Here is a 26,110-nt window from a genome sequence, read left to right on the forward strand (position 1 = left end):
CGCGCCGTTGAGGACACGGGCGGATGCCCATGCGCTCCCCGGAGCGCATGGGCATCCCCCTCCGCCCGACCAAGGGCAAGGACATGGGAAAAGGGGGGAAGATCATGGCGGTGACGGCCGCTCGCCGAGAAGCGGGACACGCGGCCGAGGCGCTGCGCATCGCGGATCGCGTCGCCGGGATCCTGCGGTCGCCCGACGCTCTCGCACCGTTGGCCGACGACCCGGGTGACGTGCTGTCCTTCGCCGACGGCTTCTCGGGAATATCCCTTCTCTTCGCCGTTCGCGCGGCGGAAGGACGCGAGAGCAGAACGGTCGCCCACGCGCATCTCCAGCGCGCCGCGGCGGCCGTTTCCCGCGTCCGCTCGCGCAATGCCGGGCTCTATCTGGAAACGGCGGGTCTTGCGTTCGCCCTCGATGCCGCCGCCTCGGTCGGCGGGGGCTATGAAAAGGCGCTCGCCACCGTGGACCAGGCGCTCATCGAGGTCGTCGAAGAACGCTGCCGCGACATCGACGAAAACCCCCTCGGCCCCTTCCACCGCTATGACGTCATCAGCGGCCTCACCGGGACAGGGCGCCATCTCCTCGGCCGCGCCCCCGAGCACCTGCCCACGCTGGAACGGGTGTTGAGCACGCTCGTCGCCCTGACCCGGTCCCTGCGCTACCACGGGGAGACCGTTCCGGCGCTCTGGGCGACCCACCCGCCCAACCTCAGGTCCGAGAACCCGTACTCCATGCGGAAGTACGGCCACCTCAACACCGGCCTCTCGCACGGCATCGCGGGACCGCTGGCGCTGCTCTCGCTCGCCCACGCCCGCGGCGTCGCCGTGCCAGGCCAGGAGCGGGCCGTCAGGACCCTGGTCGCCCTCCTCGAACGGCTCGCGCACGAGGACGAGTTCGGCGTCCACTGGCCCAACGCCGTCTCGCTCGACGAGTGGGCGGGCGCGCCCCGGGAGAGGGGCCGGACGCGGCCCTCGTGGTGCTACGGCGCGCCCGGCGTCGCGCGCGCCCTCCAGCTCGCGGGGGAGGCGTTCGGCGAGCCGGGCTGGACCGCGCTCGCCACGGAGTCGGTCGGCTCGTTCCTCAGGGTCCCCATGGAGCACTGGCACATCGACCACTGGTCGCTGTGCCACGGCTGGTCGGGGCTGCTGCACCTGCTGCGCTTCTTCCGCGACTCCGCCGAGGCCGACCGCGTCCACCACGCCACCGAGGACATCGCCCGCCGCCTCGTCACCGGCCTCGCGGACCCCGACGCGCTGCGGCTGAGCACGTTCCGTGAGACGGCCGCCCCGCGCCACGGCTGGACCACCCCCGGATTCCTGACCGGCGCCACGGGCCTCGCCCTGGCCCTGCACGCCTACGCGAGGGGAGAGCCGTCGGTCGCGTGGGACGCGGCCCTCCTGGTCGCGTGACCGAACTCCCTGAGCACGCAGAGGGGAAGCAGTTGAACGACCCGACGCCCCCGGCCGCCGCCTTCTCGGCCGTCGGCCCCGTCCATCTCCGGCTGGCCGCCCTCGGCCCCGCCGGGCCGCACACCGAGCCGCTGTCCTGCCCCCACCCGGGCGGCCCCTGCGTCGCCGACATGACCGACTGGGTCGTCCGCGCCACGGGGAACGCCGTCTTCCGCGAGGCCATCGCGGTCTCCAGCCCCTCGTTGCACGGCTCGATCCTGCGGATACGCGCAGGCGACGCCATCGGCCGCAAGAAGCTGCGCAGGGTCGTGAGCGCGGTCGCCCGGTACGGGCTGCGGACCTCGGGGCGCCCCAGCCCGTTCGGGCTCCAGGCGGGCGTCGTCCCCGCGCGCTTCGGCGAACGGGCCGCCTCCACGGTCGACGGCGCCACCGACCGGGTCGTCAGGCTCGACGCCGCGTTCGCCGACGTGCTCGCGCTCCGCCGCCTCCAGGACCCGGACGCCCGCCGCGCGCTCGACGTCGCGTTCACCGACCTCGTCCACCGGCGCGGCGAGCACCTGCTGTTCCCCCGCGCCCGCACGTCGGACGACGCGAACGACCCCGTCAGCCGCCAGGCGCTCACCCTGCGGGCCACCCCGCTGCTCCTGCGGGTGCGGGACGCCGCGGCCGAGCCGATCCGCTACGCGGACCTGCTCGCCAAGCTGCTGGCCGACACCCCTAGACCGACCGACGCCCCTGGACCGACCGACGCGCCGGGGCCCTCCGAGGCCGCGCTCGACCGCTACCTTCTCGACCTGCTCCGGCACGACGTCCTCACCACACCCGAGGGACTGCGTCACCTCGATGTCACCCCGGCCGCCCGCGCGGACGGCGTCCCGGGTCAACTCGCCACGCTCATCCGGGAGTACGAGGCCACCGCCGCCGGTGAGGGCGCGGACGCGTGGCACGCGGTGGTCGCCGAGGCCGAACGCCTGGCCCCCGGCCTTCGGCCCGCCACCCCGCAGGTGGATCTGCGCTTCAGGGGCCGGGTCGAGCTGCCGCCCCCCGTCCGCGCGGCGGCGGAGGCGCTCGCCACCGCGCTGTGGCGGGTGTTCCCCCGCGACGGCTCCTATGCCCACATGCGCCGCTACCGCGAGGCGTTCGAGAGCCGCTACGGCGTCGACGCGCCCGTGCGCCTGCCCGACCTCATCGACCCCCACCGCGGCCTCGGCTTCCCCGAGAGCTACGTCGTGCCGCGCTCCGAGCGGTTCGCCGGGGGCGCGGCCCAGGCCGCACCGGGCGCCGACCCCGACCAGCGGCGCACCCGGCGGCTGGCCCGGCTGCTCCACCGTGGCGTCACCGACCCCTCGGGCGAGGTCGTGCTCGGCCCCGACGACATCGATGAGCTCGCCACCGTCGCGCCTGGCGACAGCTCGGGAACGCTCGACGTGTGCTTCCAGCTCCTCGCCCCGAGCCGGTCCGCCGTCGAGGCCGGTGACTTCCTCCTCTTCCCCACCCAGGTCACCGGCGCGCAGACCGGCGGGGCGCTGTCCGGGCGCTTCGCCGCCACCCTGGGCAACGCCGAGGCGCTCGGCGAGGTGCTCGCCGCGCCCGACGACGGCGCGCTGCCCGCCCAGCTGCTGTTCCCGCAGAGCCGGGGCCGCGTCGGCAACGTGCTGCGCACCCCGCCGCTGCTCCCGCACCGCATCCCCTTCGGGCTCCACGCCGACCCGAGGGCTCCCGGCCACATCGACTGGCGCGACGTGCTCGTGGTGGCCGAGGACGGCGTGCTGCGCGCCGTGTGGGAACGCACGGGCCAGTACCTCCGCCCGGTGCTGCCGCACATGCTCGACGCCTCGGCGTTCGCCCCCAACGTGGCCCGGCTGCTCGCCGAGTTGCGGTTCACCGACCCGGCCGAGATCTGGGGCCCCTGGCAGTGGGGCACCGGGCTGGGCGAGCTGCCCTTCCTGCCCCGCGTCAGGCTCGGCCGCTGCGTGCTCTCGCCGCGCAGCTGGCTGCCGGGGGCGCCGCCGCCCGCCGAGGACGAGGGGCCAGCCGCGTTCGACCACTGGCGCGAGGCCGCCGGGCTGCCCCGGCGCGTGGTCATCGGCAGGGAGGACCGCTTCTACGGCGTCGACCTCGCCGTTCCCTTCCACCGCGCGCTGCTGCGCAGGGAGATGGCCGAGGGCGGGGAGCGGATCCACGAGGACCCGCGCGCCGAGGGCGGGGGCCACGGCTGGCTCGACGGGCGCGGCCACGAGATCGTCGTGCCGATGGTCCCGGCCGCGCCCCGCGCCCGGCGCACCGTGCCGCCGCGGCGCGGCGCCCGCGGCCCCGCGGGGGAGTGGGCCTATGTCAAGGTCTACGCGGTCCGCGACAGCCAGGACGCGCTGATCGCGGGCCCGCTCGCCGACCTGGTCCGCTCGGTCGGCGAGCACGCGGACGGCTGGTTCTTCCTGCGCTACGCCGACCCCGTCGAGCATGTGCGGCTGCGGCTGCGGGCCGCCCCCGACGCGCTGCGCCACGAGGTCTGGCCGCGGCTCACCGCCGGGCTGCTCGACCTGGCCGACCAGGGCGTCGTCCGCGACCACACCGTCGCGCGCTACGAGCCCGAGCTGGCGCGTTACGGGGGGCCCGCGGGCCTGGGGCACGCCGAGGAGATCTTCTGCCTGGACAGCCAGCTGGCGCTCGCCGGACTGCGCGCCCTGCGCCGCCCCAGGTCCCGGCTGACCGCCGACACCCTGGTCGCCGCCCACTACGCCGTGCTGCTCGAGGCGTTGGGCCCCTGGGACTGGCCGCGCTGGGCGGCGGCACACTTCGAACGCAGCGTGGACGGCGAGGTGACCCCCGCCGCCCTGGCCGCGGCCCGTGACCTGATCCACCCCGGGGAGACCGCCGCGCGCCTGGAGTCCGCCCTCGCCGTCCGCGGCCTCGCCGCGGCGTGGCGCGAGGCCGCGGGGCCCGGGGCCATGGGCGAGCTGCTCGGCCTCGGGCCCGGGTCGGCGCGCCCTGGGCCCGAGGGCGAGCCCGTGCTGCTCAGCCTGCTGCACATGCAGCACAACCGCCTGGTCGGCACGGGGCACGGGGACGAGCACGTCAGCCTCAAGCTGCTCGGCCATGTGGCCCGCCGCCTGCTGGGCGCCGCCGCCCCGCGCACCCACCGTTCCGACGCACCGTGAGGAGCCCGATGACCACCCGGCCCACCCGGCCCGCCAGGCCCGCCGCCCTGCCCCCGCTCACCGACGACCCCGACGAGGCCAGGGAGCACCTGGCCGCCCACGGCGTCGCCCGGCTGACCGGCGCCCTCCCCGAGCCCGCGCTCTCCGAGCTGCGCGGGGCCGTGCTCTCGGCCGCCCTGCACGACCCCCCGCCCGCCGACCGCGCCCAGGGCGTGGCCAGCCAGCGCGTGTGGGCGCTCTTCGCCCAGGGCGAGGGGTTCCTGCGGCTCGCCGAACACCCCGTCGCGCTCGACCTGATCGCGTCGATCCTCGGCCCGAGCCCCCTGCTGTCCAACCTGAGCGCCAACATCACCCACCCCGGCACCGGCGCCATGACCCCGCACTTCGACCAGGACTGGGCCGAACGCCCCTGGCCCCACGCGCTCGCCGCCCACGCCATCTGGATGCTCGACGACTTCACCGAGGAGAACGGCGCCACCCTTGTCGTGCCCGGCAGCCACCTCGCCCCCGAGCCGCCGCCCGACGCGCACCTGGTCCCCGCCACGGGCCCCGCGGGCACCGCGCTGCTCCTGGACGCGAGGGTGTGGCACGGCACCGGGCGCAACGCGTCGGCCGACGACAGCAGGATCGGCGTTCTCGCCTACTACTGCCGCTCCTATGTCCGGCCGCAGAACAACTTCGCCCTGATGCTGTTCGAACACCTTCAGAAGATGTCGCCAGCGCGCAGGGAACTGCTCGGACTGTGACCGTCGCCACCGCTTCCGGCGAGGCGGGACTCTCGGCCGGGGCGGTGGCCGCGGCGCCGTACCATGGGTGAGGCCGGTGCCGTGGCGTGGTCCCGTGGGGGTGCGACCCTCGCCGGGCGGGCGTCCCTGCCGAGCCCTTTCCGCAGCGATCTCGGGAGAAGCGCCCCAGCCATGCCTATCCGCCACGACATCCGCAATGTCGCCATCGTCGCCCATGTCGACCACGGCAAGACGACCCTGGTCGACGCCATGCTCAAGCAGGCGGGCGCCTTCGCGGCCCATCAGCACGTGGACGACCGGGTGATGGACACCGGCGACCTGGAGCGCGAGAAGGGCATCACCATCCTCGCGAAGAACACCGCCGTGCGGTACCACCCCAAGGGCGCCGCCTCGTCCGTGGTCATCAACATCATCGACACCCCTGGCCACGCCGACTTCGGCGGCGAGGTCGAGCGCGGCCTGTCCATGGTGGACGCGGTGGTGCTCCTGGTGGACGCCTCCGAGGGGCCCCTGCCGCAGACCCGTTTCGTGCTGCGCAAGGCCCTCCAGGCCCGGCTGCCCGTCATCCTCTGCGTCAACAAGACCGACCGCTCCGACGCCCGCATCTCCGCCGTGCTCGACGAGACCTACGACCTCTTCCTCGACCTGGACGCGGACGAGGAGCAGATCGAGTTCCCCATCGTCTACGCGTGTGCGCGCGACGGCATCGCCTCGCTGACCCAGCCGGCCGACGGCACGGTCCCCGACGACAGCGACAGCCTCGAGCCGTTCTTCACCACGCTCCTCGAGACGGTCCCCGCGCCCGTCTACGACGAGGACGCCCCGCTCCAGGCCCATGTCACCAACCTCGACGCCGACAACTTCCTCGGCCGCATCGCGCTGTGCCGCATCCGCCAGGGCAGCCTCCGCAAGGGCCAGACGGTCGCGTGGCTGCGGCGCGACGGCTCGGCGCAGAACGTCAGGATCACCGAGCTGCTGATGACCGAGGCGCTCACCCGCAAGCCCGCCGAGGTGGCGGGCCCGGGCGACATCTGCGCGGTGGCCGGGATCCCCGACATCATGATCGGCGAGACGCTGGCCGACCCGGAGAGCCCGGTGGCGCTGCCGTTGATCACCGTGGACGAGCCCGCCATCTCCATGACGATCGGCACCAACACCTCGCCGCTGGTCGGCCGCGGCGGCAAGAACCACAAGGTCACCGCCCGGCTGGTCAAGGACCGCCTCGACCGCGAGCTCGTGGGCAACGTCTCGCTGCGCGTCCTGCCGACCGAGCGCCCCGACGCGTGGGAGGTCCAGGGCCGGGGCGAGCTGGCGCTCGCCATCCTGGTCGAGACGATGCGCAGGGAGGGCTTCGAGCTGACCGTCGGCAAGCCCGAGGTGGTCACGCGGACCGTGGACGGCTCGGTGCACGAGCCGGTCGAGCGCATGACGATCGACGCCCCCGAGGAGCACCTGGGCGCGATCACGCAGCTCATGGCCGGGCGCAAGGGCCGCATGGAGACCATGACCAACCACGGCTCGGGCTGGGTGCGCATGGAGTTCCTCGTGCCGAGCCGCGGACTGATCGGCTTCCGCACGGAGTTCCTCACCGAGACGCGCGGCACGGGCATCGCGCACAGCATCTTCGAGCGGCACGAGCCGTGGGCGGGCGAGCTGCGGACCCGCAAGAGCGGCTCGCTCGTCGCCGACCGCGCCGGGGTGGCGACGCCGTACGCCATGCTCAACCTCCAGGAGCGCGGCATGATCTTCGTCGAGCCGGGCACCGAGGTGTACGAGGGCATGATCGTCGGCGAGAACTCCCGCTCCGACGACATGGACGTCAACATCACCAAGGAGAAGAAGCTCACCAACATGCGGGCCGCCGCCTCGGACACCACCGAGAACCTGGTGCCCCCGCGCAGGCTCTCGCTCGAGCAGTCGCTCGAGTTCTGTCGCGAGGACGAGTGTGTCGAGGTGACCCCCTCGGAGGTTCGCATTCGCAAGGTGGCCCTCGACCAGCGGGAGCGGGCGCGCGCCACGGCCAGGGCGAAGCGCCAGTAACGTCCCGCCGCGCGTCTTCTGTCCGGTCTGCCCTTTTCGGCCCGGTCCTGTCAAGGACCTTTTCGGCCGTTAGTTCGAGGTACCGTCCGATATGCGGACCAGGGCACTTGAGATACGTCACATCAGTCCGGATACCGGAGAGTGTTCATCTGGGACTTGTCCCATATGTCCCTTCTGCTCTCCTCATCTTCATCAAAATGAAATAGCGCATCGGTGGTTCACCGCAGGTTTATGCCCAATAGTTGTGGGCATTGCGAACCGGACGCGGGTAGACCTCCGCGGTCCGGGGTTCCCTGTGCATTCGAAGTGGACTCCCAAGGAGGCAAAGCCCATGCGTGGTGCTCGCAGCGCCAAGTGGGTCGCCGGGGCGATAGCCGTGGCTCTGGCCGCGTCCGCCTGTGGCGGCGACGATGGTGACGATGGTGAAGACGGCGCGAGCGAAGGCAGCGGCGAGGGCATCGTCAGGATCGACGGCGGCGAACCGCAGAACGCGCTGATCCCGACGAACACGAACGAGCAGTTCGGCGCTCTGGTGATCCAGAACGTGTTCTCCAAGCTCGTCGACTTCGCCGACGACGGCTCGACCTTCACGGTCGCCGCCGAGTCCGTCGAGGCCAACGAGGACAACTCCCTCTGGACCATCACCCTCAAGGACGGCTGGACCTTCCACGACGGCACTCCGGTCACCGCCGAGAGCTACGTCAACGCGTGGAACTGGGCCGCCAACATCCAGAACGAGCAGAACAACGCCTTCTGGTTCGCCGACATCGTCGGCTACGAGGACGTCCACCCCGAGGAGGAGGGCGCCGAGCCCACCGCCGAGACGATGTCCGGCCTCGCGGTGGTCGACGACCTCACCTTCACGATCGAGCTGACCACCCCGGTCTCGTACTACGACTACAAGCTCGGCTACGACGCGTTCACGCCGCTGCCCGAGTCGTTCTACGACGACCCCGAGGCGTTCGGCGAGTCCCCGGTGGGCAACGGCCCCTACGAGTTCGTCTCGTGGGAGCACGAGGAGACCATCGAGCTGGCCCGCTACGAGGACTACCAGGGCGACAACGCCGCGCAGAACGGCGGGATCCAGATCCAGGCGTACGACAGCCTGGAGACCGCCTACACCGACCTCCAGTCGGGCAACCTGGACATCATCCGCCAGGTCGCGCCGCGTGACCTGCCGCTCTACCGCCAGGACCTCGGCGAGGACCGCTCGGTCGCCCAGCCCTACAACGGCATCCAGACCATCACCCCGGTCTGGTACGAGTGGGACGCGACCGACAACCCCGCCCAGGTGCTCCAGGGCGTCTCGATGGCCATCGACCGGGAGACCATCACGCAGACCGTGCTCAACGGCTCGCGCTTCCCGGCCGACAGCTACCTGCCCCCCGGCGTCTACGGGTACCAGGAGAACGCCGACGGCACCATCACGGACTTCAACCCCGAAGAGGCGCAGCGGCTGGTCGAGGAGGGCGGCGGCGTTCCCGACGACCGCCTGGTCATCCAGTACAACGCCGACGCCGACCACCAGGAGTGGGTCGAGGCCGTCTGCAACAGCGTGATCGAGGTCCTGGACATCGAGTGCGTCGGCGACCCGCTGGTCGACTTCGCCACCGACCTGGAGGCTCGTGAGGCCGGCGAGGTCCAGAGCATGTACCGCGGCGGCTGGTTCGCCGACTACCCGCTCAACGTCAACTTCCTGAAGGAGCTGTACGCGTCCTACGCGCACAGCAACTACGGGCAGTTCGACTCCCCCGAGGTGGACGCGCTGTTCGCCGAGGGTGACGCGGCCGCCGACCTGGACGCCACCGTGGCCGCCTACCAGGAGGCGGAGCAGCTGCTCTTCGAGCAGATGCCGAGCATCCCGCTGTGGTTCAACGCCGTCAACGGTGGCTGGGGCCCCAACGTGGACAATGTGGTCTTCAACAGCGCCGGTCAGCCGATCCTGACCGACGTCACGGTCAGCGAGTAACACCGCCGGCCGGGAACCAGCAGTGAAAGGGGGGCCGGCAGGCCGTTCCATCGACCGGAACGGCCTGTCGGCCCCGTCCACATGACATGGAGGAAAAATGGGGCGCTATGTCGCGCGGCGACTGCTCCAGATGATCCCGGTGTTCATCGGCTCCACGTTCATCATCTTCATGATGATGTACGCCCTGCCCGGTGACCCGATCAGGGCCCTGTGGGGCGAACGCGCCCCCGACCACGCCCAGATGGCGGCGATGAGGGAAGAACTCGGCCTCAACGACCACATCCTGAAGCAGTACTGGGACTACCTCCTGGGGCTGCTCCAGGGCGACTTCGGCACCCAGATCCGCAGCAGACGCGAGGTCACCGAGGTCATCGGCGACGCGCTCCCCGCCACGCTGCGCCTCACCGTGATGGCCTTCTCGATCATCGTGGTCGTGGGCATCGGCCTCGGCCTGGTCGCCGGGCTCCGCGCCGGGCGGAAGACCGACACGGCCATCCTCTTCGTCACCCTGCTGCTGATCTCGCTGCCCGTCTTCGTGATCGGCTACCTGTACCAGACCTACCCGGGCCAGCAGTGGGGCTGGATCACCCCCGTGGTCCAGGACTCCGAGAACTGGGGCGACCTGCTCCTGCCGGCCCTGGCGCTGGCCTCGCTCTCCCTCGCCTATGTCGCGCGCCTGACCCGGAGCTCGATCGTCGAGAACCGGCGCGCCGACTACATGCGCACCGCCAAGGCCAAGGGCCTCACGCGGACCCGCGCGGTGCGGGTGCACCTGCTGCGCAACTCCCTCATCCCCGTGGTCACCTTCCTCGGCGTCAACCTGGGCGAGCTGATGACGGGCGCCATCGTCACCGAGGGCATCTTCAACATCCACGGCATCGGGCGGCTGGTCTACAGCGCGCTGAACGAGCGCGAGGGCGCCACCGTCGTCGGCGTCGTCAGCTTCGTGATCGTCGTCTATCTCGTCGTGGCCCTCATCGTCGACCTGCTCTACGCGGTCCTGGACCCGAGGATTCGCTATGCCTGACGCTCTGGAGAAGGAAGCCGTACCCACCGCCGGCGGCCCCGCGACCGTGGCCGTCGTCGAGGCGGGACCCGCCCCCGGCAGGGCCCGCAGCCTGTGGTCGGACGCCTGGCGTGACCTGCGGCGCAAGCCGACGTTCGTCATCCCGGCCTTCGTGATCGCGCTCCTGCTCGTGATGGCCGCGTTCCCCGGCTGGTTCACCTCGGTGAGCCCGCGCGAGGCCGACCTCGCCAACAACTTCCTGCGCGAGCCCGAGCTCACCCACTTCTTCTCGCCCGAGTGGCTCGGCTACAACCAGCAGGGGCAGAGCATCTACGCGCGGATGATCTACGGCACCCGCGCCTCGATCGTCATCGGCATCTCCGTCACCGCCCTCGTCCTGGTCTTCGGCAGCCTGGTGGGCATGCTGGCCGGGTACTTCGGGGGCTGGATCGACGGCCTGCTCTCCCGGGTCATCGACATCTTCCTCGGCATCCCGTTCCTGCTCGGCGCCATGGTGGTGCTGGTCTCGTTCGACACGAGGACCGAGTGGACGGTGATCCTGGCCCTGGCGTTCCTCGGCTGGACGACCATCGCGAGGGTCATGCGCGGCTCGGTGATCTCCATCAAGCAGTCCGACTACGTGGTCGCCGCCCGCTCGCTCGGCGCGGGCACGTGGCGCATCCTGCTGCGCCATGTGCTGCCCAACGCCGCGGCCCCGGTGATCGTCGTGGCGATGATCGCCCTGGGCGGGTACATCACGGCGGAGGCCGTGCTGTCGTTCCTCGGCATCGGCCTCACCGAGCCGGCGATCTCGTGGGGCGGCGACATCAACAGGGCGGGCGGCCAGATCCGCACCGCGTCGTTCCTGCTGCTCTACCCGTCGCTGCTGCTCGGCATCACCATCCTGTCCTTCCTGATGCTGGGTGACGCCGTGCGTGACGCCCTCGACCCCAAGCTGCGCTGAGGGAGACGCACGTGTCGATCGAAATGACCAAGGCGGAGACCCCTGGCGTTCCGCTGCTCGAAGTCCGGGACCTGCACGTAGAGTTCCGCACGAGGGAGGGCGCGGCCAAGGCCGTCAACGGCGTCAGCTACTCCGTGGACGCCGGCGAGACCCTCGCGGTGCTCGGCGAGTCGGGCTCGGGCAAGTCCGTGACCGCCCAGACCATCATGGGCATCCTCGACACCCCGCCGGGCCGCGTCACCGGGGGTCAGATCCTCTACCGCGGCGAGGACCTGCTGACCCTCCCCGAGGAGGCAAGGCGCCGGGTCCGCGGCGACAAGATAGCGATGATCTTCCAGGACGCGCTGTCCGCCCTGAACCCCGTGCTCACCGTCGGGAACCAGCTGGGCGAGATGTTCCGCGTCCACCGCGGCTTCTCCCGCAAGGCCGCCAAGGCCAAGGCCGTCGAGCTGATGGACCGGGTCCGCATCCCGGCCGCCAAGGAGCGGGTGAACGACTACCCGCACCAGTTCTCGGGCGGCATGCGCCAGCGCATCATGATCGCCATGGCGCTGGCCCTCGAGCCCGACGTGATCATCGCCGACGAGCCGACCACCGCGCTCGACGTGACGGTGCAGGCGCAGGTGATGGACCTGCTGGCCGAGCTCCAGCGCGACTTCCACATGGGCCTGATCCTGATCACCCACGACCTCGGCGTGGTCGCCGACGTGGCGGACAAGATCGCGGTGATGTACGCGGGGCGCATCGTCGAGAACGCCCCCGTGCACGAGCTGTACAAGCGGCCCGCGCACCCCTACACCAGGGGCCTGCTCGACTCGATCCCGCGCCTGGACCACAAGGGCAAGGAGCTCTACGCGATCAAGGGGCTGCCGCCCAGCCTGACGGCCATCCCCAGCGGCTGCGCGTTCAACCCCCGGTGCGCCATGGCGCAGGACATCTGCCGCACCGACGTGCCGGCGCAGGTGGACGTCACCGAGCGGGACGGCAGCCCGCTCGGCGGCCGGAGCAGCGCGTGCCACTTCTGGAAGGAGACGATCCATGGCTGACCGGGGCGAGCCCATCCTCAGGGTGCGCAATCTCGTCAAGCACTTCCCGCTCACCCGGGGCATCCTCTTCAAGTCGCAGATCGGCGCCGTGCAGGCCGTGGACGACGTCTCGTTCGACCTCTACGAGGGCGAGACGCTCGGCATCGTGGGGGAGTCGGGCTGCGGCAAGTCCACGGTGGCCAAGCTCCTGATGAACCTGGAGCAGCCCACGTCGGGCGAGATCTTCTACAAGGGCGAGGACATCTCCAAGCTCTCGGGCCGGGCGCTCAAGGCGGTCCGCAGGAACATCCAGATGGTGTTCCAGGACCCCTACACGTCGCTCAACCCCCGCATGACGGTCGGCGACATCATCGGGGAGCCGTTCGCGATCCACCCGGACGCGGCGCCCAAGGGCAGCAGGGACAAGCGGGTGCGCGAGCTGCTCGACCTGGTCGGGCTCAACCCCGAGTACATCAACAGGTACCCGCACCAGTTCTCCGGCGGCCAGCGGCAGCGCATCGGGATCGCCCGCGGGCTCGCCCTGAACCCCGAGATCATCGTGTGCGACGAGCCGGTCTCCGCGCTCGACGTCTCGGTGCAGGCGCAGGTCATCAACCTGATGGAGCGGCTCCAGAACGAGCTGAACCTCGCGTATGTCTTCATCGCGCACGACCTGTCGATCGTGCGGCACATCTCCGACCGGGTCGGCGTGATGTACCTGGGCAAGCTGGCCGAGGTCGGCACCGACGCCCAGATCTACGACCACCCCACCCACCCCTACACCCAGGCGCTGCTGTCCGCCGTCCCGCAGCCCGACCCCGAGGGCCGGGACACCAGGGAGCGGATCATCCTCGCGGGCGACGTGCCGTCCCCCGCGAACCCGCCATCGGGCTGCCGCTTCCGCACCCGCTGCTGGAAGGCGCAGGACATCTGCGCCGAGGAGGTCCCGCTGCTCGCCGTGCCCGAGCGGTACAAGGACAGCGACACCGGGGCGAAGCACGAGTCGGCCTGCCACTTCGCCGAGGACAAGGACATCGTCCACGCCTGAGGGCGGGCCTGAGGGCGGGCCCGAGGCCACGCCCGGGCGCCGGGCGCGCGTGCCGCGGCGGGGAGAGCCCGGCCGGACCACTGGTCCGGCCGGGTTCCGGCATATGGGGGGTTTTCGGGTACGAGTGGCCCGGGCTCGGGAGGGGCGGCGCCCCCCATAGGGGATATAAGCGGTTTTATTGCCTCCGAGCACGGCTCTCCAAGCCCGAGGAGGCACCCATGCGCCCACGTGCCCGCCTGTGCAGCGTCATCGCAGGCACGGCGGCCCTCGCCCTGGCGGCCGCGGCCTGCGGCGGGGGCGACGGAGGGAGCGGCGGGGGCGACGGCGTGGTCCGCGCTTCGTGGGGCGACCCCCAGCACCCGCTCGAGCCGGCGAACACCAACGAGGTCCAGGGCGGCAAGGTCCTCGACATGATCTTCCGTGGCCTCAAGCGGTACGACCCCGAGTCCGGCGAGGCCGAGGACGCGATGGCCGAGTCCATCGAGACCGACGACCAGCGCCATTTCACGGTCACCATCGAGGACGGCTGGACGTTCCAGGACGGCACCCCCGTAACCGCCGAGTCCTACGTGGACGCCTGGAACTACGGCGCCCATGTGGACAACGCCCAGGTGGCCAGCTATTTCTTCCAGTTCATCGAGGGCTATGACGAGGTCCACCCCACGGAGGAGGGGCAGCGGCCCACCGCCGACACGCTCAGCGGCCTCGAGGTGAAGGACGACCGCACGTTCGAGGTCACCCTGAGCGAGCCGTTCTCCCTGTGGCCCGAGACCCTCGGCTACGCCGCCTACGCGCCGCTGCCACGGGCGTTCTTCGACGACCACGAGGGCTGGCTGGCCAAGCCCGTCGGCAACGGGCCCTACAAGATCGACTCCTACCGGCAGAGCCAGGGCATGACGCTCTCCCGCTACGCGGACTACGCGGGCCCCGACCGCCCCCGCAACAACGGCGTCGAGCTGCGCGTCTACACCGACAACAACACCGCCTACACCGACCTCCAGGCCGGCAACCTCGATGTCATCGACGACGTCCCCGCCGGTCAACTCGCCAACGCCGAGAACGACCTGGGCGACCGTTACATCAACCAGCCCGCCGGGATCATCCAGACCCTCTCCTTCCCCCTCTACGACCGAGGCTGGCGCGGCGAGGAAGGCCGCAAGCTGCGCCAGGGGCTCTCGATGGCGATCGACAGGGAGCAGATCACCTCCCGGATCTTCCACGACACCCGCACCCCGGCGGGCGACTTCACCTCCCCGGTGCTCGGCGACAACGGGGGCTTCGACCGGGGCCTGTGCGGCGACGTCTGCTCCTACGACCCGGACCGCGCCAAGGACCTCATCGACGAGGCGGGCGGCCTGCCCGGCGGCTCGGTGACGATCACCTCCAACGTCGACACCGGCTCCCACCGCCAGTGGATGGACGCCGTGTGCAACAGCGTCAACAACGCCCTCGACCAGCGCGACGCCTGCACCGTCAACCCCGTCCCCACGTTCGCCGACTTCCGCAACCGCGTCGCGGGCCACGAGATGAACGGCATGTTCCGCACCGGGTGGCAGATGGACTACCCGCTCATCCAGAACTTCCTCCAGCCGCTCTACTACACCGACGCCTCGTCCAACGACTCCGGCTACAGCAGCGGGGAGTTCGACGACCTGATCGACCGGGCCAACGCGCAGGGCGACGAGGGCGAGGCGATCGACACGTTCAAGGATGCCGAGCGGGTCCTGGTCCACGACATGCCCGCCGTGCCCCTCTGGTACCAGAACGGCACCGCGGGGTTCTCCGAACGGGTCAGCGACGTCAGACTCAACCCCTTCTCCGTGCCGGTCTTCACCGACATCAAGGTGGGCTGACGCGACGTGGGGCGCTATGTCATCCGCCGCCTGGTCCAGATGGTCCCGGTCTTCCTCGGGGCCACGTTCCTCATCTTCGTGATGGTCTACGCGATCGGCGACCCGGTCTCCGGACTCTTCGGCGACCGAGGGCCCGACCCCGCCACCGCGCAGGCGCTGCGCGAGGAGTTCGACCTCGACGAGCCGCTGCCGCTCCAGTACGTGCTCTACATGGGCAAGATCTTCACCGGCGACTTCGGCACCGCGTTCAACGGGCAGCCCGTCACCCAGCTCATGGAGCATGCCTTTCCGATCAGCTTCCGGCTGATGCTGGTCGCGCTCGTTCTCGAAGTGGTCCTCGGCATCGCCCTCGGCGTCATCACCGGTCTGCGCCGCGGCCGTTCCCTGGACACCTCGGTCCTGGTCGCGACGCTCGTGGTGATCGCCGTCCCCACCTTCGTCCTCGGCACCACCGTCCAGTACGTCCTCGGCGTCAAGCTCGGCTGGATCGACCCGGCCGTCAGCCCCGACCCGCGCCTCGACGAGCTGCTGGTCCCCGGGCTGATCCTGTCGCTCGTCTCGCTCGCCTATGTCACCCGGCTCACCAGGACGTCCGTCGCCGAGAACACGCGCGCCGACTACATCCGCACCGCCCACGCCAAGGGCCTGCCGCGCCGCCGTGTCACGGTCCGCCACCTGCTGCGCAACTCCCTGATCCCCGTGGTCACCTACCTCGGCGCCGACGTCGGCAACCTGATGGCGGGCGCCATCGTCACCGAGCGCATCTTCAACATCCAGGGCGTGGGCTACCAGCTGTTCCAGGGCATCCTGCGGCAGAACTCCCCGACGGTCGTCGGCTTCGTCGTCGTCCTGGTCCTGATCTTCCTGCTCGCGAACCTGCTCGTCGACGTCCTGTACGCCGTGCTCGACCCCAGGATCCGCTATGTCTGACGCCACCTCAGCGCCCCCGCCGATGGAAGCGGAGGAGGAGAACGCCGCCAAGGGCCTGACCGCCGGCACCTCCTCACCCGACAAGGACGCGCCCCGCGGCCTGTGGAGCGACGCCTGGCACGATCTGCGACGCAATCCGATCTTCGTGGTCTCGGCGTTGCTCATCGTCTTTCTGGTCGTGATCGCCCTCTGGCCGAGCCTGATCGCCACCCGCGACCCGCAGCGCTGCGACCTGGCCCGCTCGCTCCAGGGCCCGAGCGCCGGGCACTGGTTCGGCTTCGACACCCAGGGCTGCGACGTCTACACCCGCACCGTGTACGGCGCCCGCGCCTCCATCGCCGTGGGCCTGTGCGCCACCGTGGGCGTCGCGCTGGTCGGGGCGGTGGTCGGCGGCCTCGCGGGCTTCTTCGGCGGCTTCTGGGACACCCTGCTCTCGCGCCTGACCGACGTCTTCTTCGGCATCCCCGTCGTGCTGGGCGCCATCGTCTTCCTGTCGATGATCTCGCTCTCCGGCATCTGGCCCGTCGTGCTCGTCATCGCCGCGCTCAGCTGGCCCCAGGTGGCCCGCATCGCGCGCGGCGCGGTCATGACCGCCAAGCAGCACGACTACGTCCAGGCCGCCCGCGCGCTCGGCGCGGGCAACGCGCGGCTGCTGCTGCGCCACATCATGCCCAACGCGGTGGCCCCCGTGATCGTGATGGCGACGATCATGCTGGGGACGTTCATCGCCCTCGAGGCCACCCTCAGCTACCTGGGCGTGGGCCTGCGCCCGCCGACCGTCTCGTGGGGCGTGGACATCTCCGCCGCCTCCGACGGCATGCAGTTCCGCAACGCGCCACACATCCTGCTCTATCCCGCGGCGGCGCTCAGCCTCACCGTGCTGGCCTTCATCATGCTCGGCGACGCCGTCCGCGACGCCATCGACCCCAAGCTCCGTTGAACGCCCCCGAGCCCGCCGAACGGGAGACGCCGCATGCTGCTCGAAGTCCAGGACCTGCGCGTGGAGTTCGCCACCAGGGACGGGGTGGTCTCCGCGGTCAACGGGGTCAGCTACGGCGTCGACGCGGGCGAGACGCTCGCGGTGCTCGGCGAGTCGGGCTCGGGCAAGTCGGTGACCGCGCTCGCCGTGATGGGCATCCTGGACAGCCCGCCCGGGCGCGTCGCGGGGGGCCGCATCCTCTTCCAGGGGCACGACCTGCTCACCATGGGCAGGGAGGAGCGCCGCAGGGTGCGCGGCGAGCGGATGGCGATGATCTTCCAGGACGCGCTCTCCTCGCTCAACCCCGTGCTCACCGTCGGGTACCAGCTGGGCGAGATGTTCCGTGTGCACCGCGGGAGTTCGCGGGCCGAGGCCAGGGCGGGGGCGGTCGAGCTGATGGACCGGGTGCGGATCCCGGCCGCGGCGCAGCGGGTGAACGACTATCCGCACCAGTTCTCTGGCGGCATGCGCCAGCGCATCATGATCGCCATGGCGCTCGCCCTCGAGCCCGCGCTGATCATCGCGGACGAGCCGACCACCGCGCTCGATGTCACCGTCCAGGCCCAGGTGATGGACCTGCTCGACGAGTTGCGCCGCGAGTATCAGATGGGACTGATCCTGATCACCCACGATCTGGGTGTGGTCGCCGATGTCGCCGACCGGATCGCGGTGATGTACGCGGGGCGCATCGTGGAGAACGCGCCCGTCAAGGAGCTCTACGCCCGCCCCGCGCACCCCTACACCAAGGGCCTGCTGGAGTCGATCCCGCGCCTCGACGCCAAGGGCACCCGGCTGAGCGCCATCAAGGGGCTGCCGCCCAATCTGCTGAGGGTACCGCCGGGATGCCCGTTCCACCCGCGCTGCCCGCGGGTGCGGGACGTCTGCCGGAAGGACCCGCGGCCCCCGCTGTACGAGATCGGTCAAGGCCGATCAAGCGCCTGCCACTTCTGGAAGGAGACGCTCGGTGACGCAGGTCGAAGGTGAGGCCGGGGCCCCGGGCCCCGCGCGCGAGGTCATCCTCGAGGCCCGCGGTCTGGTCAAGCACTTCCCGCTCACCCGGGGCATCCTGTTCCGCCGCCAGGTCGGCGCGGTCAGGGCGGTCGACGGGGTGTCGTTCACCCTGGGCAGAGGCGAGACGCTCGGCGTGGTGGGGGAGTCGGGGTGCGGCAAGTCCACGGTGGCCAAGCTGCTGGTGAGCCTGGAGCGGCCCACCGCGGGGGAGATCATCTACAAGGGCGAGGACATCTCAAGGCTCTCGGGCCGGGCGCTCAAGGCGGTGCGCAGAAATATCCAGATGGTGTTCCAGGACCCCTATACGTCGCTGAATCCCCGGATGACCGTGGGCGACATCATCGGGGAGCCGTTCGACATCCATCCCGAGGCCGCGCCCAAGGGGGACAGGCGCCGCAGGGTGCGGGATCTGCTCGATGTGGTGGGGCTGAATCCGGAATATCTCAACCGCTATCCCCATCAGTTCTCGGGGGGCCAGCGGCAGCGCATCGGGATCGCCCGCGGGCTCGCGCTCAATCCCGAGATCATCGTGGCCGACGAGCCGGTCTCCGCGCTCGATGTCTCGGTCCAGGCGCAGGTCGTCAATCTGATGGAACGGCTCCAGGAGGAGTTCGGTCTTTCCTATGTGTTCATCGCGCACGACTTGTCGATCGTGCGCCACATCTCCGATCGTGTGGGGGTGATGTACCTGGGAAAGATCGTGGAAATCGGCACGGACCACGCCATTTACGACCACCCCACCCATCCCTACACCCAGGCCCTGCTCTCCGCCGTTCCCGTGCCCGATCCCGAGGCGCGCGAGCGGCGGGAACGCATCATTCTGGCCGGAGATGTGCCCTCGCCCGCCAATCCGCCCTCGGGGTGCGGATTCCGCACCCGCTGCTGGAAAGCGCGCGATCTGTGCGCCGATGTCGAGCCGCCGCTCGCGGTGCCGGTGGAGTTCGCGGCCGCCCCCGGCGTCGTCGCGCACGACTCCGCCTGTCACTTCGCCGAGGAGAAGCCGCAGGTGGCCAGCGCCTGAGGCGGAGCGCCGCCCCCGCACGGCACCGGGGCGGCGTGGACCAGATGGCCACGCCGCCCCGGGCTACGGCACCCGCACGGCCGTACCGCCTCAGTCTGAGGCGTTCGCATATCGGTATAGGGTCCACGGTGTTGCGGACCGGTTAACAGGCCGCTTCCCCTCTTATGCCCACATTTCCGATCGCCGATCGTCGGGTCAAGCACGTTTGTGCGTCAATCCGCATAACCTTGGCTCACCAAATGATCGTCATAGGTTTATACCATTGCTATGTCTTGACGGGAAACTCTGGGCCTTGCGACAGTCCGGTCTACTCGCATCGCATGCCGGACGACCACACAGTCGGGGGGACTTGATGTCCAGCGAAGTCCAGGCCGCCGAGGGCGCGCCCGTCGGCCGCTCGCCGGGCCAGCTGATGTGGCGGCGCTTCCGGCGTGACCGAACGGGCGTGATATCCGCCTGCATTGTGCTGTTCTTCTTCGCGATCGGCCTGCTCGCCCCGGTCATATCCTGGCTCTACGGCAAGGACCCCTACACCAGGTACGGACAGCTCGAGGACGGCCTGCTCAACGAGTACGGCTATCCGGTCAAGCCCAATGGCGGCATCGACGGGGAATTCTGGTTCGGCCTCGAACCCGGCACGGGACGCGACGTTCTCACCGAACTCCTCTACGGAATACGCACATCCCTCCTCATCGCCCTCGCGGTCACCGTTCTCGCCACGCTCACCGCGATCGTGCTCGGCATCGCGGCCGGCTATCTCGGGGGCCGCTGGGACTATGCCATCAGCCGCCTGATCGACCTGCTCATGGCGTTCCCCCAGCAGCTGTTCTTCGTGGCCTTCATGCCGATCATCGCCACCCTCTTCATCGACCCGAGGGAGGAGACCCCGACCTATGTGAAGGTGGTCTCCATCGTCATCGTGCTCTGGGCGCTCGGCTGGATGACCCTCGGCCGGATCCTGCGCGGGGCCACACTCGCCCTGCGCGAGCGGGAGTTCATCGAGGCGGCCAAGGTCTCCGGGGCCTCGCCCTGGCGGATCATCCGCAAGGAGCTGCTCCCCAACGTCGTCTCGCCGATGCTGGTGCAGGCCACCTACATGCTGCCCAACTTCGTGACCACCGCGGCGGCGCTGTCCTTCCTCGGCGTGGGCCTGACCGAGCCGACCCCCGACTGGGGCCGCATGTTCGCCACCGCGGCCGAGGTCTACCGCAGCGACATCACCTACATGTTCTTCCCCGGGGTCTCCATGGTGATCTTCGTGGTCGCCTTCAACCTCCTGGGGGACTCGGTCAGGGACGCCTTCGACCCCAAGACCGTCCGATGAACGGCCACTCGCGGCGCGGCTCGACGCGCCATCCCTGATTTCCCGATACCCCACTGATTTCCCGATACCCCCTGATTTTCCGATCACAACGACGGGCAGGTGCCAGCAACCGATGAGCAAGAGATCACTGGGCGCGAAACGCGCCGCCGGGGTGTCCCTCGCCCTGGCCGGGGCGCTGATCCTCAGCGCGTGCAGCAGCGGCGGAGGCGGCGGCGACGGCGAGGGGAACGGCGAGGAGGAGAGCGCGGCCCCCGAGGAGCTGGCGACCATATCCTTCGGCACCGCCGAGGACTCCCAGGGCCCGGCCGAGCCGGTCGAGGGCGCCGAGTCGGGCGGCACGGTCACCGTGCTCCAGCAGACCTCGCCCGACCACCTGGACCCGGCGCAGATCTATGTCTCCCACGAGTCCAACATCGCCCGCCTGATCCACCGCGGCCTCACGGCCGTCCACCTGGACAACGACGGCGCCTACACCGTCGTCGGCGACCTGGCGACCGACTCGGGCCAGGTGTCCGACGACGGCAGGACGTGGACGTACACGCTCAAGGACGACATCTACTTCAACGACGGGTCGCCCATCACATCGGCCGACCTGCGGCACACGTTCGAGCGGCAGTTCGCCCCGTTCATCGCCCAGGGCCCCACCTATGTCCAGCAGTGGCTCGCGGGCACCGAGGGCGTCGACTACCGCGACCTGCTGCCCGATGGCCCCTACGAGGGCGACCACCTGCCCGACTCGATCCTGGAGACCCCGGACGAGAAGACCGTCGTCTTCCACTTCGACGAGCCACAGAACGACCTGCCCTACGCCCTGGCCATCGCGGGCTACGCGGTCGTCTCCGAGGAGGGCGACACCCGGGAGCGCTACGACCAGGAGCCGCTGACCTCGGGCCCGTACCAGATCGACGAGTACCGGCCGGGGCGTTCGATGACCCTGACCAGGAACGAGCACTGGGACCCGGCCACCGACCCGGCGCGCAACGCCTACCCCGACCGGTTCGAGATCAGCTTCGGCCACAGCCAGGAGGACTCGACCGCCCGCCTGATGGCGGACAACGGCGACGACCAGACCGCCATGACGTTCAACAACGGCCTCGACGCGGGCAACGGCCCCACCGTCATGGAGGACCCGCAGTACCGCGAGCGCCTGGTGGACGGCTTCCAGCCCTATGTCGCCCAGCTCGCCATCAACCTCGACCGGGTCACCGACCCCACGGTCCGCGAGGCCATCGTCCAGGCGGTGCCGCTCAACGGCGTGCTCAACGCGTACGGCGGCTCGATCGGCGGCGAGTACGCGGGCGGCCTGCTCAGCCCGCTGCTGCCGGGCTACGACGCGGACTACGACCCGTTCGGCAAGCTGGCCAACCCGCGGGGCGACGCCGAGCGCGCGCGTGAGCTCCTCGAGGAGGCCGACGCCGTCGGCTACGAGCTCAACTACGTGCACAACACGGTCCCCGAGGACACCGAGGCCGCGGTCGCCATCGCCGACGCCCTCGAGGCCGCGGGCTTCGAGGTCAACCGCAGCGAGGTGCCGCCCGAGACGTACTACGACACCATCGGCGTCGTCGACAGCGGCTACGACATCTACCGCAGCAGCTGGGGCCACGACTGGCTCTCCGCCGCCACGGTGATCCCGCCGCAGTTCGACGGCCGCCAGATCCAGGACGGCGCCTCCAACTACAGCCACCTGAACGACGAGCACGTCAACTCCGAGATCGACCGGATCCGCCGGATCCCCGACGCCGCCGAGGCCGCGGCCGAGTGGGCCGAGCTCGCCGCGCACATCCAGGAGGAGCTGATCCCCGGCGTGCCGACGTTCTACTACCGGCAGACGGTCATGCACGGCTCGCGCATCGGAGGGGCCGTCTTCAACGACGACATCGGCAGCGTCGACATGAACCGGATCTACGTCATCCCGTAGCCGCGTCCCACCCGACCGGGGCCGCCGCGGTAACCCCCGCCGCGGCCCCGGTCCCCGGTGAACCGGCTTTCGATCAAAGGCTGTTACCCCGATGCTCCGATTCATCCTCAGGCGAACGCTCGGCGCCATCGCCATTCTCCTGGTGATCAGCGCCGTGACGTTCTTCCTCTTCTACGCGATCCCGCGCAACCCCGCGCTGCTCGCCTGTGGCAAGGGCGTCTGCACCCAGGAGCAGCTGGCCGTCGTCGAGCACAATCTGGGCATCGACAAACCGGTCCCGCAGCAGTACATCGAGTACATGTCCGGCCTCTTCATCGGCCGCGACTTCCCCGCGGGCAGCTGCCCCGCGCCCTGCCTCGGCTTCTCCTTCCGCGACAACCGCCCGGTGCTCGACACCATCCTCGACCGGCTGCCCACCACCGTCTCCCTGACGGTCGGCGGCGCGCTGGTCTTCCTCGTCCTCGGCCTGGCGTTCGGCATGCTGGCCGCCGCCCGCCGCGGCACGCTGCTCGACAAGACGATGAGCTCCACGTCGCTCGTCCTCAGCTCGATGCAGATCTACTTCCTCGGCCCGCTGGCCCTCGCGGTGCTGGTCCACAACACCCAGCTGTTGCCCCAGCCGCAGTACGTGCCGATCAGCGAGGACCCCTGGGGCTGGTTCCAGGGGCTGCTGCTGCCCTGGCTCGTGCTCTCCACGATCTTCACCGCCAACTACACGCGTCTGTCCCGCGCGACGCTGATCGAACAGCTCCAGGAGGACCACGTCCGCACCGCCAAGGCCAAGGGCATGGCGCCCCGCACGGTCTTCTTCCGCTACGCCTGGCGCGGCTCGTTGATCCCCATCGTCACGATCTTCGGCATCGACATCGGCTCGCTCTTCGGCGGCGCCATGATCACCGAGTACACCTTCTCGCTGCACGGCCTGGGGCGGCTCGCGGTCGAGTCGGTGACCCAGTCCAACCTCCCCATGCTGATGGGCGTGATGCTCTTCGCCGCCCTGATGATCGTCCTGTTCAACATCGTCATCGACGCCTGCTACGCGCTGATCGACCCGCGCGTCAGGCTGGACTAGGAGCGACCCGAGATGAGCACTCAGGAAAGCGGGCCGTTCCTCTCCGTGCGTGACCTGCGTGTCCACTTCCCCACCGACGACGGGGTCGTCAAGGCCGTGGACGGTCTTTCGTTCGACGTGTGGCGCGGGAAGACCCTCGGCATCGTGGGCGAGTCGGGCTCGGGCAAGTCCGTGGCCAACCAGGCCGTCCTGGGACTGCACAACCCCAAGCACACCCGCATATCGGGGGAGATCCACCTGGAGGACCAGGAGCTGACCACGGCGCCCGAACGCCGCCTCGAGCAGCTGCGCGGCAACAAGGTCGCGATGATCTTCCAGGACCCGCTGACCGCCCTGTCGCCCTACTACACCGTGGGGCGGCAGATCGGCGAGCCGTTCCGCAAGCACCGCGGCGCCTCGCGCAAGGAGGCGAGGGAGCGGACGATCGACATGCTCGCCCGCGTCGGCATCCCGCACCCCGCCCGGCGCGTGGACGACTACCCCCACCAGTTCTCCGGCGGCATGCGGCAGCGCGCCATGATCGCCATGGCCCTCATGTGCGACCCCGACCTGCTGATCGCCGACGAGCCGACCACGGCACTCGACGTCACCGTCCAGGCCCAGATCCTCGATCTGCTGATGGAGCTCCAGCAGGAGTTCGGCTCGGCGATCATCATGATCACCCACGACCTCGGCGTGGTCTCCCGCGTCTCCGACGACGTCCTGGTGATGTACGCGGGCCGCGCGGTCGAACGCGGCACCGCGCGCGAGGTGCTCGGCCGCCCCCGACACCCGTACACCTGGGGCCTGTTGAGCTCGATGCCGCGGCTGCGCGGCGACGTCGGGCGCGACCTCGTGCCCATCGCGGGCACCCCGCCGAGCCTGCTGGCGCCGCCGCCAGGGTGCCCGTTCGAGCCCCGCTGCGCGTTCTCCGACCACGTCGCCGACCCGGTCGACTGCGCCACCGACCGGCCCGCCCTCCCCGAGGAGCGCGGCGCCGCCTGCCATCTCACCGCGGAGCAGAAGCGGACCATCTTCGCCGAACGGATCCGGCCCAGGCTCCGCTGAGCCCGGCCGACCACCCGCCGACCGACGCCTTCGAGCACACGAGTTGAGAACGGACGACCAGATGACCAGCGGCACGCTGAGCAAGGACGGCGCCACCGAGGGCCCTGGCGGCTCAGGGGCCGGGGCGGGGACGCCCCTGATGACCGTCAGGGACCTCACCAAGCACTTCCCCGTCAGGGCCGGATTCCCGTTCAAGCGCACCGTCGGCGCCGTACGGGCGGTGGACGGTGTGGACTTCACCGTCCACGAGGGCGAGAGCTTCGGCCTGGTCGGCGAGTCGGGCTGCGGCAAGTCCACCACGGGGCGGCTGCTCGCCCGGCTGATCGACCCCACCGCGGGCACGATCAGCTACCGGGACCGCGACATCACCCACGCGGGGCGCAAGGAGATGGCACCCATCCGCTCCGAGATCCAGATGATCTTCCAGGACCCCTACTCGTCGCTCAACCCCCGCCAGACCGTGGGCACGATCATCCGCGGGCCCATGGAGATCAACGGCATCGACCCGCCGGGCGGCCGCGAGGCCCGGGTCCGCGAGCTGCTCGAGACCGTCGGCCTCAACCCCGAGCACTACAACCGCTTCCCGCACGAGTTCTCCGGCGGCCAGCGGCAGCGCATCGGCGTGGCCAGGGCGCTGGCCCTCGAGCCCAAGCTGATCATCGCCGACGAGCCGGTCTCGGCGCTCGACGTCTCCATCCAGGCCCAGGTCGTCAACCTCCTCAAGGGCGTGCAGCGCGATCTCGGCATCGCGTTCCTCTTCATCGCCCATGACCTCGCCGTGGTGCGGCACTTCTCGCAGCGCATCGCCGTGATGTACCTGGGCCGCATCGTCGAGGTGGGGGAGCGCGCCGACATCTACGAGCGCCCCCGGCACCCCTACACCCACGCGCTGCTGTCCGCCGTGCCGGAAGTTGACACGGGTGACACGGACGCCGCGGGCCAGGGGGACGCCGCGCCCGCCCGTGAGCGGATACGCCTCCAGGGTGATGTGCCCTCGCCCACCGACCCGCCGTCGGGCTGCCGCTTCCGCACCCGCTGCTGGAAGGCACAGCAGCGCTGCGCCGCCGAGACACCCCCGCTGATCAGGATCGGAGGCAACGCCGAAGGGCACCTCACGGCCTGCCACTTCCCCGAGGAAGGCACGACGCTCGCCCACTGAGCCGGGGGCGTGCGCCCCTCTTCTGCACCCGTGCACCGAGCCATGCTCGGCCTGTTGATCGTTATGATTCGTCACGCGGGGTGGGCGGGTGCTTCCAGAGATGGAAGATCCCTCTGGCCTGCCCGGACACGGGTACGACTCGATGGAGGTGATCCTGGTGACCGTCTCTGCGGTGCTGCTCCTCGCGGTCATCGTCGTCCTGTTGGTCAGGAAGAACGGACTGAAGATCGTGCACGCCGCGGTCTGCGTTCTCCTGGGCTTCTACCTCGCAGGGTCGAACATGGCCCCCACGATCGACGACTTCTCGACCAGCCTCTCCGACATGATCAGCGAGCTGAGCTTCTGATCGGCCACGGCGGCCACGGCGGCCACTTCGGACACGTCGGCCACGTCGGGCACTGATCGGAACGCGCCCGCGCCGGGACGTA

General features: G+C 70.4%; 20 protein-coding genes. All 20 read left to right on the forward strand.

Annotation, left to right across the window (positions count from 1 at the left end; all coding sequences use genetic code 11):
• Positions 1–23 precede the first annotated feature (23 nt).
• The 20 genes from D7318_RS14385 (at position 24) to D7318_RS14480 (ending at position 26,028) form a co-directional block, all read left to right on the forward strand.
• Positions 24–1,409 (forward strand): lanthionine synthetase C family protein, encoded by a 1,386-nt coding sequence (locus D7318_RS14385; RefSeq protein ID WP_120697411.1) that lies wholly within the window; start codon positions 24–26, stop codon positions 1,407–1,409.
• The gene (locus D7318_RS14390; RefSeq protein ID WP_147437693.1) at positions 1,406–4,567 is read left to right on the forward strand and encodes a lantibiotic dehydratase; all 3,162 of its coding nucleotides are present in this window, start codon (positions 1,406–1,408) and stop codon (positions 4,565–4,567) included. Before D7318_RS14385 ends, D7318_RS14390 begins: the two co-directional genes overlap by 4 nt.
• A gap of 8 nt (positions 4,568–4,575) precedes the next feature.
• Complete coding sequence (locus D7318_RS14395) at positions 4,576–5,313, forward strand: phytanoyl-CoA dioxygenase family protein (protein ID WP_120697415.1); 738 nt, start codon at positions 4,576–4,578, stop codon at positions 5,311–5,313.
• Positions 5,314–5,484: 171 nt separating this feature from the next.
• The gene (typA, locus tag D7318_RS14400) at positions 5,485–7,353 is read left to right on the forward strand and encodes a translational GTPase TypA (protein WP_120697416.1); all 1,869 of its coding nucleotides are present in this window, start codon (positions 5,485–5,487) and stop codon (positions 7,351–7,353) included.
• 331 nt (positions 7,354–7,684) lie between these two features.
• On the forward strand, positions 7,685–9,322 hold the full coding sequence (locus tag D7318_RS14405; RefSeq protein WP_120697418.1) for a peptide ABC transporter substrate-binding protein: 1,638 nt from the start codon (positions 7,685–7,687) through the stop codon (positions 9,320–9,322).
• Between the two features lie 97 nt (positions 9,323–9,419).
• Positions 9,420–10,349: an ABC transporter permease gene (locus D7318_RS14410; protein ID WP_120697420.1), complete on the forward strand. Its 930-nt coding sequence runs from the start codon at positions 9,420–9,422 to the stop codon at positions 10,347–10,349.
• Positions 10,342–11,292, forward strand: a complete 951-nt coding sequence (locus tag D7318_RS14415) for an ABC transporter permease (RefSeq protein ID WP_120697422.1) — start codon at positions 10,342–10,344, stop codon at positions 11,290–11,292. Before D7318_RS14410 ends, D7318_RS14415 begins: the two co-directional genes overlap by 8 nt.
• A 23-nt stretch (positions 11,293–11,315) precedes the next feature.
• A complete protein-coding gene (locus tag D7318_RS14420) occupies positions 11,316–12,338 on the forward strand; it encodes an ABC transporter ATP-binding protein (protein WP_120697424.1) in 1,023 nt (340 codons plus the stop codon).
• Positions 12,331–13,365: an ABC transporter ATP-binding protein gene (locus tag D7318_RS14425; RefSeq protein WP_120697426.1), complete on the forward strand. Its 1,035-nt coding sequence runs from the start codon at positions 12,331–12,333 to the stop codon at positions 13,363–13,365. The genes D7318_RS14420 and D7318_RS14425 overlap by 8 nt, the downstream gene beginning before the upstream one ends.
• A gap of 218 nt (positions 13,366–13,583) precedes the next feature.
• Positions 13,584–15,218 (forward strand): peptide ABC transporter substrate-binding protein, encoded by a 1,635-nt coding sequence (locus tag D7318_RS14430; protein ID WP_120697428.1) that lies wholly within the window; start codon positions 13,584–13,586, stop codon positions 15,216–15,218.
• A gap of 6 nt (positions 15,219–15,224) precedes the next feature.
• Complete coding sequence (locus D7318_RS14435; RefSeq protein WP_120697430.1) at positions 15,225–16,148, forward strand: ABC transporter permease; 924 nt, start codon at positions 15,225–15,227, stop codon at positions 16,146–16,148.
• Entirely contained in the window at positions 16,141–17,088 is a 948-nt protein-coding gene (locus D7318_RS14440; protein ID WP_120697432.1) for an ABC transporter permease, read from the forward strand. The genes D7318_RS14435 and D7318_RS14440 overlap by 8 nt, the downstream gene beginning before the upstream one ends.
• 33 nt (positions 17,089–17,121) lie before the next feature.
• On the forward strand, positions 17,122–18,111 hold the full coding sequence (locus tag D7318_RS14445) for an ABC transporter ATP-binding protein (protein ID WP_120697434.1): 990 nt from the start codon (positions 17,122–17,124) through the stop codon (positions 18,109–18,111).
• Positions 18,092–19,159 carry an ABC transporter ATP-binding protein gene (locus D7318_RS14450; protein ID WP_183091424.1) on the forward strand — a complete coding sequence of 356 codons (1,068 nt, stop codon included), beginning with the start codon at positions 18,092–18,094 and terminating at the stop codon, positions 19,157–19,159. The genes D7318_RS14445 and D7318_RS14450 overlap by 20 nt, the downstream gene beginning before the upstream one ends.
• Positions 19,160–19,511: 352 nt before the next feature.
• Positions 19,512–20,483, forward strand: coding sequence for an ABC transporter permease (locus D7318_RS14455; protein ID WP_120697436.1), 972 nt, complete (start codon positions 19,512–19,514; stop codon positions 20,481–20,483).
• A gap of 112 nt (positions 20,484–20,595) precedes the next feature.
• On the forward strand, positions 20,596–22,404 hold the full coding sequence (locus D7318_RS14460) for an ABC transporter substrate-binding protein (RefSeq protein WP_120697438.1): 1,809 nt from the start codon (positions 20,596–20,598) through the stop codon (positions 22,402–22,404).
• Between the two features lie 91 nt (positions 22,405–22,495).
• Positions 22,496–23,476, forward strand: coding sequence for an ABC transporter permease (locus tag D7318_RS14465; RefSeq protein WP_120697439.1), 981 nt, complete (start codon positions 22,496–22,498; stop codon positions 23,474–23,476).
• Between the two features lie 12 nt (positions 23,477–23,488).
• Positions 23,489–24,523, forward strand: coding sequence for an ABC transporter ATP-binding protein (locus D7318_RS14470; protein WP_120697441.1), 1,035 nt, complete (start codon positions 23,489–23,491; stop codon positions 24,521–24,523).
• 61 nt (positions 24,524–24,584) lie between these two features.
• On the forward strand, positions 24,585–25,682 hold the full coding sequence (locus tag D7318_RS14475) for an ABC transporter ATP-binding protein (RefSeq protein WP_120697443.1): 1,098 nt from the start codon (positions 24,585–24,587) through the stop codon (positions 25,680–25,682).
• A 151-nt stretch (positions 25,683–25,833) separates the two neighbouring features.
• Entirely contained in the window at positions 25,834–26,028 is a 195-nt protein-coding gene (locus D7318_RS14480) for a hypothetical protein (RefSeq protein WP_120697633.1), read from the forward strand.
• Positions 26,029–26,110 lie beyond the last annotated feature (82 nt).

The sequence above is a fragment of the Streptomyces radicis genome (assembly GCF_003626575.1).
In the GTDB taxonomy this organism is placed as follows: Bacteria; Actinomycetota; Actinomycetes; order Streptomycetales; family Streptomycetaceae; genus Streptomyces; species Streptomyces radicis.

What these genes read in the sequence shown, in the direction of transcription:
- D7318_RS14385 (WP_120697411.1), top strand. Translation starts at nt 24, where the DNA reads ATGCCCATGCGCTCCCCGGAGCGCATGGGCATCCCCCTCCGCCCGACC.
- D7318_RS14395 (WP_120697415.1), top strand. Translation starts at nt 4,576, where the DNA reads ATGACCACCCGGCCCACCCGGCCCGCCAGGCCCGCCGCCCTGCCCCCG.
- typA (WP_120697416.1), top strand. Translation starts at nt 5,485, where the DNA reads ATGCCTATCCGCCACGACATCCGCAATGTCGCCATCGTCGCCCATGTC.
- D7318_RS14405 (WP_120697418.1), top strand. Translation starts at nt 7,685, where the DNA reads ATGCGTGGTGCTCGCAGCGCCAAGTGGGTCGCCGGGGCGATAGCCGTG.
- D7318_RS14410 (WP_120697420.1), top strand. Translation starts at nt 9,420, where the DNA reads ATGGGGCGCTATGTCGCGCGGCGACTGCTCCAGATGATCCCGGTGTTC.
- D7318_RS14415 (WP_120697422.1), top strand. Translation starts at nt 10,342, where the DNA reads ATGCCTGACGCTCTGGAGAAGGAAGCCGTACCCACCGCCGGCGGCCCC.
- D7318_RS14420 (WP_120697424.1), top strand. Translation starts at nt 11,316, where the DNA reads ATGACCAAGGCGGAGACCCCTGGCGTTCCGCTGCTCGAAGTCCGGGAC.
- D7318_RS14425 (WP_120697426.1), top strand. Translation starts at nt 12,331, where the DNA reads ATGGCTGACCGGGGCGAGCCCATCCTCAGGGTGCGCAATCTCGTCAAG.
- D7318_RS14430 (WP_120697428.1), top strand. Translation starts at nt 13,584, where the DNA reads ATGCGCCCACGTGCCCGCCTGTGCAGCGTCATCGCAGGCACGGCGGCC.
- D7318_RS14440 (WP_120697432.1), top strand. Translation starts at nt 16,141, where the DNA reads ATGTCTGACGCCACCTCAGCGCCCCCGCCGATGGAAGCGGAGGAGGAG.
- D7318_RS14445 (WP_120697434.1), top strand. Translation starts at nt 17,122, where the DNA reads ATGCTGCTCGAAGTCCAGGACCTGCGCGTGGAGTTCGCCACCAGGGAC.
- D7318_RS14455 (WP_120697436.1), top strand. Translation starts at nt 19,512, where the DNA reads ATGTCCAGCGAAGTCCAGGCCGCCGAGGGCGCGCCCGTCGGCCGCTCG.
- D7318_RS14460 (WP_120697438.1), top strand. Translation starts at nt 20,596, where the DNA reads ATGAGCAAGAGATCACTGGGCGCGAAACGCGCCGCCGGGGTGTCCCTC.
- D7318_RS14465 (WP_120697439.1), top strand. Translation starts at nt 22,496, where the DNA reads ATGCTCCGATTCATCCTCAGGCGAACGCTCGGCGCCATCGCCATTCTC.
- D7318_RS14470 (WP_120697441.1), top strand. Translation starts at nt 23,489, where the DNA reads ATGAGCACTCAGGAAAGCGGGCCGTTCCTCTCCGTGCGTGACCTGCGT.
- D7318_RS14475 (WP_120697443.1), top strand. Translation starts at nt 24,585, where the DNA reads ATGACCAGCGGCACGCTGAGCAAGGACGGCGCCACCGAGGGCCCTGGC.